Below are 15,251 nucleotides of genomic sequence, written 5' to 3'. Positions count from 1 at the left end.
TGCCTTAAACTAGGATTTATCCGAGCCAGCAACGGAAGCAAGGCGCTTGAGGATAGCCACCTGCCGGTCGGCCTGATCGTCGAGCGGATCCGTGCGATTCGGGGGCACGGTCACGACACGCTTGCCGTTCGTCACCGCTGTCCGGTTGCGCCCCTGAGCTTTTGCCTTGTAGAGCGCCTTGTCGGCGTTTTTCATCAACTGGTCCAGAGTGGCTTCCGCCATCGTCGCCACGGCGATCCCGATGCTCACGGTGACGGATGTCGCAACGGCCCCGGCGGGAATTTTCCGTTCGGCCATGGCCAGACGGGCCGTTTCGGCGATGAGTGCCGCATCCCGCGCCTCAGCGACGGTGAGTACTGCGGCGAACTCTTCGCCACCTGTCCGCCCGAAGGCCGTGCCTTGCGGCAGGAGTGATTTGCACAGGCGCGCAAACTCGGACAGCACCAGATCGCCGGTCTGATGGCCATATCGGTCGTTGATCTGCTTGAAATGATCGAGATCGAACAGCAGCAGGGCTACGGCCGGCTTGTCGCTCGCGCCCGTCATCTGCTCGAAAGCATCGCTCAATCCGCGTCGATTGAGCGCGCCGGTGAGCGGGTCCGTGCATGCCAGCTCGCGCAATCTTGCCTCGGACTGATCCATCAGCATCTTGGCCAGGATGACGACGGCCGTCACGAAGCCGACGATTGCGATCAGGCCGATATGGCCTTTGATGGTTAGCGCCGGGAAATCGCTTGGCATCAGCATGACGACCAGGCCGGCAAAGACGATCCCGCTGATGGCTTGCAGGATCCAGACCGAAGCCAGCATCTGGCGATACCGAATGGTGCTGAAGGCCGAATTGCCGACCGTGAAAGCCATGATGACAAAGCCGACGCTGGTGGCGATTTCGTAGACGGCAAAGCGGTAGGCAAACTCGACACGAACGAACGGCAGCAGGTTGGCGGCTGTCCACAGCAATGGCGGCAGCAGGAACAGCCGTGGCGGCTGTCGTCCGTCGAATCTCGCAAGGCCGACGACCCAGAAGCTGAAGGAAGAGAGCGAGATGAAATTCGCAACTTGAATCGAGATGAAATCGGGAATCTCGTTGCGGGTTGCAACAAGACCGAGCCCAAGCGCGTGACTGGCAAAGCCCAGGCCAAACCACAGATAATGCCTCTGGTTTGGAGCGTGCAGCCAGATCGCTATCAGGAGAATCGAAAACGTCCCGGTCTGGGTAATCCAGAGCAGAAACGCCGTCTTCACATCGAGCACGACGAACAATCCTAAAATTAGTCGAAGCAGTATCGACGCTAAAATGATCCACAGGGGTTAAGCAGTCGCTACGAAAAGCCGCGGACTTGGGGCTGCGTCGCATATTTGCGTCAAACCGAGAATTACCGAAGATTCACCATGTTAGGCCTTTCTTGTGAAGCGTCGATTGTGCTGTGCCTTGCCGTTGGCCAAAGCCTCAGAAACCCGATAGTCGAATGGCCGTGGTCTGCATGGCACCATTAAGGATATCCCTCTCTCGCGTCTTGAATGTCAGGGTGCGGACACTCTATGTAGGGGTTGACAGATTTTATGTGATTCCCTTCGCCGACCGGTGTCGGGGAGAAGCTGATAAAGGACCGACATGAGAAATCCCGTTGATACCGCCCTGGCTCTGGTGCCGATGGTCGTGGAGCAGACCAATCGCGGCGAGCGTTCCTACGATATCTTCTCCCGACTGCTGAAGGAGCGGATCATCTTTTTGACCGGTCCGGTCGAGGACAACATGGCATCGCTGGTTTGCGCGCAGCTGCTTTTCCTTGAGGCCGAAAACCCGAAGAAGGAAATCGCCATCTACATCAATTCGCCGGGTGGTGTTGTCACCGCCGGCATGGCGATCTACGACACCATGCAGTTCATCCGCCCGGCCGTGTCGACGCTGTGCGTCGGCCAGGCAGCGTCGATGGGTTCGCTGCTTCTGGCGGCTGGTGAAAAGGGCATGCGGTTTGCGACCCCGAACGCCCGCATCATGGTGCATCAGCCTTCCGGCGGCTTCCAGGGCCAGGCTTCCGACATCGAGCGTCATGCTCGTGACATCATTAAGATGAAGCGTCGCCTGAACGAAGTTTACGTGAAGCACACGGGTCGCACGCTGGAAGAAGTGGAAAACACGCTGGATCGTGACCATTTCATGGAAGCAAGCGAAGCGCAGGAGTGGGGTCTGATCGACCGCATCCTGACCTCGCGTGTTGAAATGGAGGGCGCTGCTCCGTCGGCTTGATGACACTCGGCTTATCCCTCGGCGCCACAGGCGCCGGAGGATGTGAACAGCCAAGGGGTTTAAAGTCGTCGCGAAAGCGCTATTAGTAGAATTAAGGCTATGTTGAATTTTTATGACATAGTCTGCCGCGTTAAGGGGTTTTCGTTGCCGCCGTTCCGGGTCTTGTTCGGATCGGCTAGTAGCTCCTGATCGGAAAGGGTTCCGGCCAACAATGGCGGTCGGAACCGGACGGTTGAGTGATCGCCCTGCCGCAACAACGCGGTGGCGCGGCGTGCTGGAAGGATAAAGACATGAGCAAAGTCAGCGGAAGCAACGGCGGTGACTCCAAGAATACCCTTTATTGTTCCTTCTGCGGCAAGAGCCAGCACGAGGTCCGGAAACTGATTGCCGGACCGACGGTATTCATCTGCGATGAATGCGTCGAACTCTGCATGGATATCATCCGCGAAGAGAACAAGTCTTCGATGGTCAAGTCCCGCGAGGGCGTTCCCACGCCGCAGGACATCATCAAGATCCTCGACGAATATGTGATCGGCCAGAAGCAGGCCAAGAAGATCCTGTCGGTCGCGGTCCACAACCATTACAAGCGCCTGTCGCATGCCTCCAAGGGCGGCGACGTGGAACTGGCGAAGTCGAACATCCTGCTGGTTGGACCCACCGGCTGCGGCAAGACCTATCTTGCCCAGACGCTCGCCCGCATCATCGACGTGCCGTTCACCATGGCGGATGCCACGACGCTGACCGAAGCCGGTTACGTCGGTGAAGACGTTGAGAACATCATCCTGAAACTTCTGCAGTCGGCCGACTACAACGTCGAGCGCGCCCAGCGCGGCATCGTCTATATCGACGAAGTCGACAAGATCAGCCGCAAGTCTGACAACCCCTCGATCACCCGCGACGTGTCGGGCGAGGGTGTCCAGCAGGCGCTGTTGAAGATCATGGAAGGCACGGTTGCTTCCGTTCCGCCGCAGGGTGGCCGCAAGCATCCGCAGCAGGAATTCCTGCAGGTCGACACGACGAACATCCTGTTCATCTGCGGCGGTGCATTCGCCGGTCTCGACAAGATCATTTCGGCCCGTGGCGAAAAGACCTCGATCGGTTTCGGCGCGACCGTGACCTCGCCGGAAGATCGTCGCGTTGGCGAAGTGCTGCGCGAACTGGAGCCGGAAGATCTGGTCAAGTTCGGCCTCATCCCGGAATTCATCGGTCGTCTGCCGGTCCTGGCGACGCTTGAAGACCTGGATGCCGACGCCCTGATCCAGATCCTGTCCGAGCCCAAGAACGCGCTTGTGAAGCAGTACCAGCGCCTGTTCGAGATGGAAGACGTTGAACTGACATTCCATGAGGACGCACTTCGTGAGATTGCGCTGAAGGCGATCACCCGCAAGACCGGTGCCCGCGGCCTGCGCTCGATCATGGAAAAGATCCTTCTGGATACCATGTTCGAATTGCCGGAACTCGAAGGCGTTCGCGAAGTCGTCATCTCCGACGATGTCGTCAAGGGTTCGTCCCGTCCGCTGTATATCTACGCGGATCGTCAGGAAGAAAAAGCCAACGCTTCGGCGTGATCTTTCGGCACTGATAAACGACACCGACAAGATTGAGATTGCCCGCCGTTCTGGCGGGCTTTTTCGTTGTCTTTGGCCCATCCGGGTATCTATCCGGTCTGACCCACGGCCGAGATTGCCGGCAACCGGCGGGGATGGCGATAGAGGCGGCGCGGTCGCGGCTCTGTCGTCTGTCTCCTGCCGGTTCTACCTTGCCTTTTTCGACGCAATCCACAGCGCATTCAGACACGTACGCATGGTTCGGACCAGCCTAAGGGACTAGTGTAAAAGTTCGACGTACTCTGTCATGCTGTCGTCACAGATTCGCGACCACCACGGTGGTCAGGCTTGAATTACGCATACCGCCACTCCACTTGTTGGGGGAGCAAGAAATATGCCCGTCGCCTCCGGGGGCGGACATCTAGTCCCGGGTAAAGTCGGGACCTCGGAAAGGAAGTGAAATGTCGAAAACGTCTGCTGCACACGAGAGCAATACCTATCCGGTACTGCCCCTGCGCGACATCGTGGTCTTCCCGCATATGATCGTTCCGTTGTTCGTCGGTCGTGAAAAGTCCATCCGCGCTCTTGAAGAGGTGATGGGGTCCGACAAGCAGATCATGCTGGCCACACAGATCAATGCCAGTGATGACGATCCGGCGCCCTCGGCGATCTACGAGGTCGGCACGGTCGCCAATGTCCTGCAATTGCTGAAGCTGCCCGACGGTACCGTCAAGGTGCTGATCGAGGGCCGCGCCCGTGCCAAGATCGAGACCTATACCGGTCGCGAAGATTATTATGAGGCAACCGCCCACATTCTGGCAGAACCGGAAGAGGATGCGGTTGAGATCGAGGCGCTGTCGCGCTCGGTGGTCTCCGAGTTCGAAAACTACGTCAAGCTGAACAAGAAGATTTCGCCGGAAGTCGTCGGTGCCGCAAGCCAGATCGAGGATTACTCGAAGCTGGCCGATACGGTTGCCTCGCATCTGTCCATCAAGATCACCGAAAAGCAGGAAATGCTGGAAACGGTGAGCGTCAAGACGCGTCTTGAAAAGGCGCTTGGCTTCATGGAAGGCGAGATTTCCGTTCTTCAGGTCGAGAAGCGCATCCGCTCGCGCGTCAAGCGCCAGATGGAAAAGACCCAGCGCGAATATTACCTGAACGAACAGATGAAGGCGATCCAGAAGGAACTCGGCGACGGCGAGGACGGCCGCGATGAGATGGCCGAGCTGGAAGAACGCATTGCCAAGACCAAGCTGTCCAAGGAAGCCAAGGAAAAGGCCGATGCGGAGTTGAAGAAGCTGCGTCACATGAGTCCGATGTCGGCGGAAGCTACGGTTGTTCGCAACTACCTCGACTGGCTGCTTGGCCTACCATGGAACAAGAAGTCCAAGGTCAAGGTCGATCTCAACCTGGCCGAAAAGGTCCTCGACGAGGACCATTTCGGTCTCGACAAGGTCAAGGAACGGATCGTCGAGTATCTTGCCGTGCAGGCCCGTGCGACCAAGCTCAAGGGCCCGATCCTGTGCCTCGTCGGACCTCCCGGTGTTGGTAAGACATCGCTCGCCAAGTCGATCGCCAAGGCAACCGGCCGCGAATATGTGCGCATGGCGCTCGGCGGCGTGCGTGACGAAGCAGAAATCCGCGGCCACCGCCGGACCTATATCGGCTCGATGCCCGGCAAGATCGTCCAGTCGATGAAGAAGGCGAAGAAGTCGAACCCGCTCTTCCTACTCGACGAAATCGACAAGTTGGGCCAGGACTATCGGGGCGATCCGTCCTCGGCACTTCTCGAGGTGCTGGATCCGGAACAGAACTCGACCTTCATGGATCACTACCTGGAAGTCGAATACGACCTGTCCAACGTGATGTTCGTCACGACCGCGAATACGCTGAATATTCCGGGCCCGCTGATGGACCGCATGGAGATCATCCGCATCGCCGGTTACACCGAGGATGAAAAGCTGGAAATTGCCAAGCGTCACCTTCTGCCGAAGGCGATCAAGGAGCATGCCCTGCGTCCGGAAGAATTTTCCGTCGCAGACAGCGCGATCATGGCGATCATCCAGCAATACACCCGCGAAGCCGGTGTACGTTCGTTCGAACGCGAATTGATGAAGCTCGCCCGCAAGGCGGTCACCGAGATCATCAAGGGCAAGGTGACCTCTGTTGCCGTGAACGGCGACAACATCAACGACTATTTGGGCGTTCCGCGCTATCGCCACGGCGAAGCGGAAGGCGAGGATCAGGTCGGTGTCGTCACGGGTCTCGCCTGGACGGAAGTTGGTGGCGAGCTGTTGACGATCGAAGGCGTCATGATGCCGGGCAAGGGTCGCATGACCGTGACCGGCAACTTGAAGGAAGTGATGAAGGAATCGATTTCGGCGGCGGCATCCTATGTCCGTTCGCGCGCTGTTGATTTCGGCATCGAGCCTCCGCGCTTCGACAAGTCGGATATCCACGTGCACGTGCCGGAAGGTGCGACGCCGAAGGATGGCCCATCGGCAGGTGTTGCGATGGCGACTGCGATCGTCTCGATCATGACCGGCATTCCGGTCAACAAGGACGTGGCGATGACGGGTGAAATCACCCTGCGTGGCCGTGTGCTTCCGATCGGTGGCCTGAAGGAAAAGCTGCTGGCGGCCCTTCGTGGCGGCATCAAGAAAGTTCTGATCCCGGAAGAGAATGCCAAGGATTTGGCGGACATTCCGGACAACGTGAAGAACAATCTTGAGATCGTTCCGGTGTCGCGCATGGGCGAGGTTATTCGCCATGCTCTGCTGCGTGTGCCGGACCCGATCGAGTGGGATGGCACTGTTGAAACGCCTGCAATCGGCACCGTCGAAGGTGTCGATGAAACTGGTGCGGCGATCGCGCACTGAGGCATTTCTGCCATGGTTGCGCCATAAAGGCGAAAAACATCAAAAAAGGCTGGCAGTTTTGCCAGCCTTTTTTGTGAAAAGTCTGCGGAAAGGCTTGTTTTCCGGGGTGTTCGGGTGCTTTTGGGTTGCGCAGGGCAGAAGCATTCGTATTCTCCGCCCGACTTATCAATTGAGTCGTTTCATACCAATCAGAAAGGGTGGAAACATGAACAAGAACGAACTCGTATCCGCGGTAGCCGAGAAGGCTGGCTTGACTAAGGCCGATGCGGCCTCTGCCGTCGATGCCGTTTTTGAAACGGTCCAGGCTGAACTGAAGAGCGGTGGTGACATCCGTCTCGCCGGTTTCGGTGCGTTCACCGTAGCGCGTCGCGAAGCCTCCAAGGGCCGCAACCCGTCCACCGGCGCTGAAGTCGATATTCCGGCTCGCAACGTTCCGAAGTTCACGGCCGGCAAGGGCCTGAAGGACGCCGTCAACTCCTAAGGGAGAACGGTAGGCCACGCCGCTTTTCGCGGTGGTGGTCCACAAGACTTAAGCCCGGCCTTCGTGCCGGGCTTTCTTTTTGGGCGCCTTGCGTTGCAGCAACGCATATCCTAACTCTTGTCTCGCCGGCTTGCCGGTATTCGTTCTCAGGGCGGGGTGCAATTCCCCACCGGCGGTAAGGAGATCTCTCCAAGCCCGCGAGCGCCTGTTTCTTCGACGGCAACGTCAGTAGGGGCAGGGTCAGCAGATCCGGTTTGATTCCGGAGCCGACGGTATAGTCCGGATGAAAGAGAATGAGGTCCTTGATTGCGGTTTTATCGGGCTTGCCGGATAAACGCGATTTGTCGTCTTGTCGCCCCGGTCTCAGTCCCGGAAGCGCCTGCCGTCGCCTCGTCTGTCCTGATTTGTGTTGGTCCTTTGGAAAAGGAAAACGGACATGAATCAGAGCTCCTTGTCGCTCTTCCGCTCACGCGCCTTCACCGGTGCCGCCTTCATGGTACTGGCAGGCATTGCCTTTGCCGTGCTCAATGTCGTCACCCAATGGCTCGCCATGACGCTCGGCTTCCCGGCCGCGTCGACTGCCTTCTGGCAATATGGCTTTGCCCTTGTCCTATCGCTGCCGCTGCTGTTCCGTCTCGGGCTCAAGGCCATGCGCACCGACTATCCGCTGCGCCACGCGTTCCGGGTCCTGCTTGCAGCCTTCGGTGTTCAGGCCTGGGTCATGGGCCTTGCCACGGTACCGATCTGGCAGGCGATCGCGCTGGTGATGACGTCGCCTTTCTTCATCATCATCGGCGCCCGTCTCTTTTTGGGGGAAACGGTTGGCCGCGACCGCTGGCTCGCCACCTTTGTTGGCTTCCTCGGCGCCATGATCATTCTCCAGCCTTGGTCGGACAGCTTTTCGCTTTCCGCTCTGCTGCCTGTCCTCTCGGCCCTTCTCTGGGGCGGATCTTCATTGCTGATGAAGAACCTGACGCAGTTCGAAGCGCCGGAAACCATCACGGTCTGGCTCCTCGTGCTGTTGACGCCAGTAAACGCCGGCCTCGCCATGGCCTCTGGCTTCGTCATGCCGGAAGGGCTGGCGCTCTGGCTGCTGTTGGCGGCGGGTCTATTGACCGCGATCGGCCAGTATCTGCTGACACTAGCCTACAATGCGGCCGATGCCGCCTATGTGCAGCCGTTCGATGACCTGAAGCTGCCATTGAATGTCTTCGCCGGCTGGCTGGTCTTTGGTTATTCGCCCAGCGGTTATCTTTGGATCGGAGCGCTGCTGATTCTCTCCGCTTCGCTCTTCCTGATGTTGCGCGAAGCCGGTCGCGAGGCGCGGCAGAACTAAACTCAGCGTTGGCGTCCGCCGCGATGGCTATTGTCATCCCCTTGTCATTCACATGACGCAAAAGCCTCCTGTTCCCATTTTCGGAAACAGGAGGTTTCCCCATGACATTTGGTCTTTCCCGTGTCGCCCTGACGGCGGCTCTTTTCGCATCCGTGGCGCTGCCCGCAGCGGCTGAGCAGGTCTTCAACCGTATTTCGGCCTTCCCGGTCGCCACCAATCTGCCGGCCGACAAGGATAAGCTGTCGACCACCTCGGCCGAGATCGTCACCGCCTCGGAAGATGGCATGACGCTTATCTATTCCGACAGCCCGCTCGGCGGCATCGGCTTCGTCGACATCACCGACGCCAAGGCTCCGAAGGCCGGTGACGCCTTGTTGATGGATGGCGAACCGACATCGGTTGCGGCTCTTGGCAACAAGGTGCTGGTGGCCGTCAACACTTCCGAGAGCAAGGTCAATCCGTCTGGTCGTCTGGCCGTCGTCGATATCGCATCCAAGGCGATCGACCTGACCTGCGATCTCGGCGGTCAGCCGGATTCGGTTGCGATCTCCCCGGACAAGACATTCGCCGTCGTCGCCATTGAGAACGAGCGTGACGAGGAGCTGAACGAAGGCAAGCTGCCGCAGATGCCGGCTGGTGATCTCGTCATCGTCGGCCTGAAGGACGGCATTGTGGATTGCGCTTCGTTGAAGCATGTTGCCATGACCGGCCTCGCCGGGGTGGCCGGCGATGATCCGGAGCCGGAATTCGTCTCGATCAACGGTCTCGGCGAAATCGCGGTCACGCTGCAGGAAAACAACGAGATCGTCATCGTCGACGGCAAGACCGGTGAAGTGAAGACCCATTTCACCGCCGGCACAGTCGACCTTGAGGGCATCGACACCAAGTCGGATGGCGCCCTGAAGTTTACCGGCAAGAAGGAAGGCGTCATTCGCGAGCCCGACGCCCTGAAATGGCTCGACGACAACCGTTTCGTCGTCGCCAATGAAGGCGACTATGAAGGCGGCTCGCGCAGCTTCACCATCTTCGACAAGACCGGCAAGGTTGCCTACGAATCAGGTCCGTCGCTGGAACTCGCCATCGCTCAGATCGGCCACTTCCCCGACAAGCGCGCCAAGTCCAAGGGTGTCGAGCTCGAAGGCCTGGAAGCCGCAACCTTTGGCGACCAGAAGTATTTCTTCGTTCTTGCTGAGCGTGCGTCCGTCGTCGGTGTCTACAAGGACACTGGTGCCGAGCCTGAACTGGTGCAGATCCTGCCGTCTGGCGTCTCGCCGGAAGGTGCCGTCGCCATCCCCGGTCGCAACCTGCTCGCCACCGCCAACGAGGTGGATCTCGGCGAAGACGGCGGCCCGCGCTCGCATGTGATGCTGTATGAACTGACTGAGGGCACGCCAGCCTATCCGATGCTTCAGTCTGCCATGGTCGATGGCGCACCGATCGGTTGGGGCGCTCTCTCGGGTCTCGTCGGCGATGCCGAAAAGGCTGGCACTCTCTATGCCGTCAATGACAGCTTCTATTCTGCCCAGCCGACGATCTTCACGATCGACGCAACGCAGAAGCCGGCCGTCATCACCTCGGCCCTGCCGGTGACCCGTGGTGGTCAGGCAGCCCAGAAGCTCGACATTGAAGGCATCACGCTGGACGGCAAGGGCGGCTTCTGGCTCGCTTCCGAAGGCGACCCGGCCAAGCTCGTCGGCCACGGCATCTACAATGTCGATGCCAAGGGCGAGATCAAGTCGGAGATCGGCTTCCCGGTCGAGCTTCTCGCCGGCCAGACCCGCTTTGGCCTCGAAGGCATCACGTCTGTGGGTGAAGGCGACGACCAGACCCTGTGGATGGCCGTGCAGCGCGAATGGAAGGACGACGAGAAGGGCACTGCCAAGCTCTTGTCCTACAACATCAAGGCCAAGGAATGGGGTGCTGTAAGCTACCCGCTCGACAAGACCGAAGCCGGTTGGGTCGGCCTGTCCGAGATCACCGCGCATGACGGCAAGCTCTATATCGTCGAGCGCGACAACCAGGTTGGCGACAATGCCAAGCTGAAGAAGCTCTACACCGTCGCGATTGCCGACCTGAAGCCGGCCAAGCTCGGTGAAAAGCTGCCGCTCGTCACCAAGCAGGAAGCGCATGACTTCCTGCCCGACCTGAAGGCTGCGACGAATGGTTATGTCGTCGACAAGCTTGAAGGCTTCGCCTTCGACGCTGCCGGCAACGCCTTTGCCGTGACCGACAACGACGGCGTCGACGATAGTTCCGGCGAGACCCTGTTCTGGCAGGTCAACCTCAAGGGCACCAACTGATCCCGCGTCGGATCTTGGTTTTCTGAAACAGACGAGGCCGGGTGATCGCTCACCCGGCCTCTCTTTGTTTCATCTCGACAAGAGATGACTACCAGCGCTGATGCACATGCGGAGCGATCAGCCGGTCGTAGGTGTCCTTAGCGGCTGCCATGACGTCGGCGGAGAGGGCTGGCAAGTCGGAGGCCGCAGCATTGGCCTTGGCTTGCTCGCCGTTGCGCGCGCCGGGAATGACGACCGTGACAGCCTCATGCATCAAGATCCAGCGCAGCGCGAATGCGGCCATCGTGCCACCGGCCGGCACCAGCTTGCGGATTTCTTCCACAGCGGCGAGCCCGGTCTCGAACGGAACACCGGCAAATGTCTCGCCGACATCGAAGGCTTCGCCATTGCGATTGAAGTTGCGGTGGTCTTCGGCGGCAAACTGCGTGGCAGCGGTGATCTTGCCCGAAAGAAGACCGCTTGCCAGTGGCACGCGAGCGATCACCGCGACGTTGCGGCGCTTGGCTTCCTGGAAGAACAGGCCGGCCGGGCGCTGGCGGAACATGTTGAAGATGATCTGGACGCTGGCCACGCCCGGATATTCGATCGCCTTCAGCGCTTCCTCGACCTTCTCGACCGAGACGCCGTAGTGCTTGATCTTGCCGGCCTTGCGGATCTCTTCAAGGCCCTCGAACATCTCCGGACGGTAGTAGACCTCGGTCGGCGGGCGGTGCAACTGCACGAGATCGAGGCTGTCCACTTCGAGATTCTTCAGCGAACGGTCGATGAATGCCTCGATATTGGCCTTGGTGTAGCCGTCGGCCACATGTGGATTGAGGCGTCGGCCGGCCTTTGAGGCGACCATCGGCCGCGTGCCGCCGCGGGCCTTCAGCACGTCTGCGATGATCCGCTCCGACCGGCCGTCGCCATAGACGTCGGCCGTGTCGATGAACGTCATGCCGGCATCAAGTGCCGCATTGAGCGCCGCACGGCCGTCTGCCTCGGAGACTTCACCCCAGGATCCACCGATCTGCCAGGCGCCGAATCCGATATCGCTGACCGTAAATTCGGTCCGACCAAAAGCATGTTGTCTCATGAATATCTCTCCCTTGAATATCGTTGCGGCTATCAATTGGCGCAGGGGCGGGCAGGGGTCAACGGCGAACAAGTGTGATGTCGCAAAAACACCGTGAACGGGTTGTAGGGGCTTGAACGTGGAACGCTCCGGCCGGTACGACAACATGACCCATATTTATGGACTTCTGCGCCTCGCACGGTTGGCAGCCTTCTGTCTGGCGGGCCTTGCGGTCTGGGAAGCGGCATTGCCGCTCTATCGCAGCGGCGTAGCGTTTGGTCTGGTCGATCCGGTATCGCTGGCGCGCTACCGGCTGGCGTTTGCCTCGACCGAGCGGTTCCAGCAGGAGATCGAGGCCGCCATTGCCGCGGACGACTATGGCTATGCCGACAGCCTCTACAAGCTGGCCATCCACGAAGGTCATCATCTGCCGATGGATCTGGGCGAGCGTGCCGAGGGCACGCTGCTGCGCCGCGCATTTGTCACCGGCAGTGGTGTGGCAAACGGCTTCGTGTTCGGATCGATCGACAGCGGTTCGGAGATTGCCGGATCGGTGTCCAGCGATCTGATCGGCTTTGGCGATCTGCGCGACTTTTCCGTCCAAGGTCTGAAGCTTGTCGGCGGTGGCGACTATGATCCGGTGCTACTGACCCTGTCGGGTGTCGGGCTCGGCTTGACGGCTGCGACCTACGGCACGGCGGGCGCGGCCGGCGTCGCCGATGCAGGACTTGCCGTCGTCAAGAATGTCCGCCGTGCCGGCCGGATGAGCCGTCCGTTCGCGGCCTATCTGACGAAAACCGCCGGCCAGGTGATTGATACGAAACTTCTGCGTCGCGAGATTGCAGCGGCGGCCGACGAGGGTGCCCTGGGCCTGTCGCGTGCCCGCACGATCGCCTCCCGGGTTGTCGACCCAAAGGCGGCCGGTGCTTTGGTCGATGACGCGCGCGTGCTGGGCGAAATAGGCACGGCCGGTGGCCCGCGTGCGGCCGTCCAGGCGCTGTCGCTGGCCGAAGGACCGTCCGACCTGCGCCGGCTGCAGCGCATCGGCCTCCATTTCGGCGACAGCAGCACAGCAGTGATGAAATTCCTCGGCCGCAGCCTGATGACCATCGGCTGGGATCTCTATCTGCTCGTCGCGGCCTTGGCGGGTTTGGCTGCAAGCCTTGCGCTCTTCGGCCTGCGGCAGGTTGCCAAACTCTTGCTTTTCCCGTTTCGACATCACCTCAAGCCGGTTTTCAAGCTCGTTTCGGTGATCTGAACCCGGGTGTCGCACGGCAAACGGCCGGGCGCGCGGCGGCCGTCGCCGCCATGGGAAAACCGCCGCGCTGCAGAACGCGTAGTGCCTTGAAAGAGCAGTCCGGCGACTGCCCCGACAAGGATTCCAATGCGTCCGCCCGCCCATGAGACAAAGTCGTTCAACCGCCTGTTTGCGCTTTACGCCTTGCCGGCCCTGCCGCTCGCAGCCATCGCGCTGCCGTTCTACATCGTCGTTCCCACGTTCTACGCCGGCAATTTCGGCATCTCGCTCGCCGCCATCGGCGCCACGTTGCTGGCAATCCGCCTGATCGACGCGGTCACCGATCCGCTTTTCGGCTGGTTCTCCGATCGTTTTGCCCACCGCCTCGGTCGCCGGCGCGTCTTTTTCGCCCTGTCGCTGCCGCTGACCTCGCTGGCTGCGTTCATGCTGTTCTGGCCGCCGCAGGATGCGGGCCTTGCCTATCTGGGGCTCTGGGGCACGGCACTGTCGATCGGTGCCACCTGGACGCTTCTGCCTTACACAGCCTGGGGCGCGGAACTGGCGACGGGCTATCAGGCACGTGTCCGGCTGTCGGCGTTCCGCGAAGGCGCAACCCTGATCGGCTCGCTGCTCGCCATTTCGCTGCCTTTCATTGGCGGCCTTGATACGGCCTCCGGTTTCCATGGTCTGGCCTGGATCGCCGTCTTCATTGCCATCATCCTGCCGCTGGCCGGGCTGGCCACGGTGATCACCGTACCCGAACCGCAGGATGTTTCGCGCCGTCGCCTGTCGCTCCGCGAAAGCATGGCACATCTGACCAGCAATCGTCCGTTTCTGAGACTGGCGGCGGCCTTTCTGCTCAACAGTTTTGCCAATGCCGTGCCGGCCTCGCTGTTCATCTATTTCGTTGGTGAGCGGCTTGGCGTGCCGGCACTGCAAGGCCCTTTGCTATTTGCCTATTTCCTCAGTGCCATTGCCGGCATTCCGCTGGCTGTCTGGTGCGCAGCGAGATTGGGAAAACACCGCGCCTGGTGTCTCGCCATGCTCGCCGCCTGCCTGATCTTTTCCGCGGCCGGTTTCCTGGAACAGGGGGACGTCATCCTGTTTGCCATCGTCTGCGTCACGACGGGTCTCTTGCTCGGCTTTGACCTCACCTTGCCACCGGCCATCCAGGCAGATGTGATTGATAATGACACGGTCCGGTCCGGCGAACAGCGATCGGGCCTCTATTTCGCCGCATGGAGCTTCATCACCAAGCTGGCCGTCGCCCTCTCGGCCGGAGTGGTTTTTCCGCTTCTCGATCTCGCCGGTTTCGTCGGCGACCTGAACGCCACCCAGACCGGTACGGCGCTGTCGGCCCTCGGCGGCCTTTACGCCTGGCTGCCCATCCTGCCGAAACTTGCCGCCATTGCCATCATGTGGCGCTTTTCGCTCGATGAAGATGAACACAGACGCCTTCGCCATGCGCTCGATCGACCGCAGTCCTGACAGCGGTCAGTCTGCTTGCGCTTCGTCCCGACCTTGACTTTCTCCCGGGAAGCCGGATGAGCTTGATCCGCATCCGGTGGTCCATGGCCCCGGGCAAGGTGGGACGAAGCGGATGAGTGCGATGGAAGAGACGAAGGACGGCAATGTGGTCGAAGGAGCGCGTGCGCGCGGCTCCGGCAGCCAGACGGTGTACAGCACCTTGCGCCAGGACATTCTGGCCATGGCCCGTGCGCCGGGTAGCCCGCTTGACGAAGTGACGCTTGCCGAACATTTCGGCATGTCGAGGACGCCGGTGCGTGAAGCCCTGCTGCGGCTGGCCTCGGAGGGCCTTGTCACGACGCTGCCCAATCGCAGCACGATCGTCGCCGTCATCGATTTTTCCACCCTGCCGACCTATTTCGAGGCTCTGACGCTGATGTACCGGGTGACCACCCGCGGTGCTGCGCAAAAGAGCGGCAAGGCCGGCATGGACATGATCCTCCGGCGCCAGCGCGAATTTACCGATGCTGTCGCCGCCCAGGACGCCTTTGCCATGATCGAGGCCAATCGCGAATTTCATGTCGCCATCGCCGAACGTGCCGGCAATGGCTACTACACCAGTTTCTTCGCCCGCCTGCTCGACGAGGGACGGCGTATCCTGCGTCTCTACTATTCGACCTTCGATGACCGCCTGCCGCG

General features: G+C 60.3%; 11 protein-coding genes and 1 riboswitch. Of the genes, 9 read left to right on the top strand and 2 right to left on the bottom strand.

What is annotated here, in order from left to right:
- Positions 1-9: 9 nt before the first annotated feature.
- Positions 10-1,254 (bottom strand): GGDEF domain-containing protein, encoded by a 1,245-nt coding sequence (locus PDO_RS20005; protein WP_007606169.1) that lies wholly within the window; start codon positions 1,252-1,254, stop codon positions 10-12.
- Between the two features lie 361 nt (positions 1,255-1,615).
- On the opposite strand from PDO_RS20005, the gene clpP reads away from it, so the two are divergent.
- The 6 genes from clpP to PDO_RS19975 all read left to right on the top strand — a co-directional run bounded on the left by clpP (position 1,616) and on the right by PDO_RS19975 (position 10,794).
- Positions 1,616-2,251, top strand: a complete 636-nt coding sequence (gene clpP, locus PDO_RS20000; RefSeq protein WP_007606168.1) for an ATP-dependent Clp endopeptidase proteolytic subunit ClpP — start codon at positions 1,616-1,618, stop codon at positions 2,249-2,251.
- A 290-nt stretch (positions 2,252-2,541) separates the two neighbouring features.
- Positions 2,542-3,819: an ATP-dependent Clp protease ATP-binding subunit ClpX gene (clpX, locus tag PDO_RS19995; RefSeq protein WP_007606165.1), complete on the top strand. Its 1,278-nt coding sequence runs from the start codon at positions 2,542-2,544 to the stop codon at positions 3,817-3,819.
- Between the two features lie 440 nt (positions 3,820-4,259).
- Positions 4,260-6,677 carry an endopeptidase La gene (gene lon, locus PDO_RS19990; protein ID WP_007606163.1) on the top strand — a complete coding sequence of 806 codons (2,418 nt, stop codon included), beginning with the start codon at positions 4,260-4,262 and terminating at the stop codon, positions 6,675-6,677.
- Between the two features lie 205 nt (positions 6,678-6,882).
- Positions 6,883-7,158, top strand: coding sequence for a DNA-binding protein HupB (hupB, locus tag PDO_RS19985; RefSeq protein ID WP_007606160.1), 276 nt, complete (start codon positions 6,883-6,885; stop codon positions 7,156-7,158).
- A 138-nt stretch (positions 7,159-7,296) separates the two neighbouring features.
- A riboswitch (FMN riboswitch) is annotated at positions 7,297-7,457 on the top strand.
- Positions 7,458-7,594: 137 nt separating this feature from the next.
- Complete coding sequence (locus PDO_RS19980) at positions 7,595-8,494, top strand: DMT family transporter (protein ID WP_007606158.1); 900 nt, start codon at positions 7,595-7,597, stop codon at positions 8,492-8,494.
- 101 nt (positions 8,495-8,595) lie between these two features.
- Positions 8,596-10,794, top strand: a complete 2,199-nt coding sequence (locus tag PDO_RS19975) for an esterase-like activity of phytase family protein (protein ID WP_007606156.1) — start codon at positions 8,596-8,598, stop codon at positions 10,792-10,794.
- Positions 10,795-10,882: 88 nt separating this feature from the next.
- Here PDO_RS19975 and PDO_RS19970 read toward each other — a convergent pair whose 3' ends face one another.
- Entirely contained in the window at positions 10,883-11,869 is a 987-nt protein-coding gene (locus tag PDO_RS19970) for an aldo/keto reductase (RefSeq protein ID WP_007606154.1), read from the bottom strand.
- 145 nt (positions 11,870-12,014) lie between these two features.
- Here PDO_RS19970 and PDO_RS19965 point away from each other — a divergent pair, with 145 nt between their 5' ends.
- From PDO_RS19965 to PDO_RS19955, 3 genes are all read left to right on the top strand, one after another.
- On the top strand, positions 12,015-13,106 hold the full coding sequence (locus PDO_RS19965) for a hypothetical protein (RefSeq protein WP_141649962.1): 1,092 nt from the start codon (positions 12,015-12,017) through the stop codon (positions 13,104-13,106).
- Between the two features lie 126 nt (positions 13,107-13,232).
- Positions 13,233-14,573 carry an MFS transporter gene (locus tag PDO_RS19960; protein WP_007606152.1) on the top strand — a complete coding sequence of 447 codons (1,341 nt, stop codon included), beginning with the start codon at positions 13,233-13,235 and terminating at the stop codon, positions 14,571-14,573.
- A 121-nt stretch (positions 14,574-14,694) separates the two neighbouring features.
- A partial coding sequence (locus tag PDO_RS19955; RefSeq protein WP_052023479.1) for a GntR family transcriptional regulator occupies positions 14,695-15,251 on the top strand: 557 nt, incomplete at its 3' end.

Origin of the sequence: Rhizobium sp. PDO1-076, from assembly GCF_000247475.1 — a bacterium.
In the GTDB taxonomy this organism is placed as follows: Bacteria; Pseudomonadota; Alphaproteobacteria; order Rhizobiales; family Rhizobiaceae; genus Allorhizobium.
Note: the sequence above shows the minus strand (reverse complement) of the source record. Positions and strands in the feature narration are given on the sequence as shown.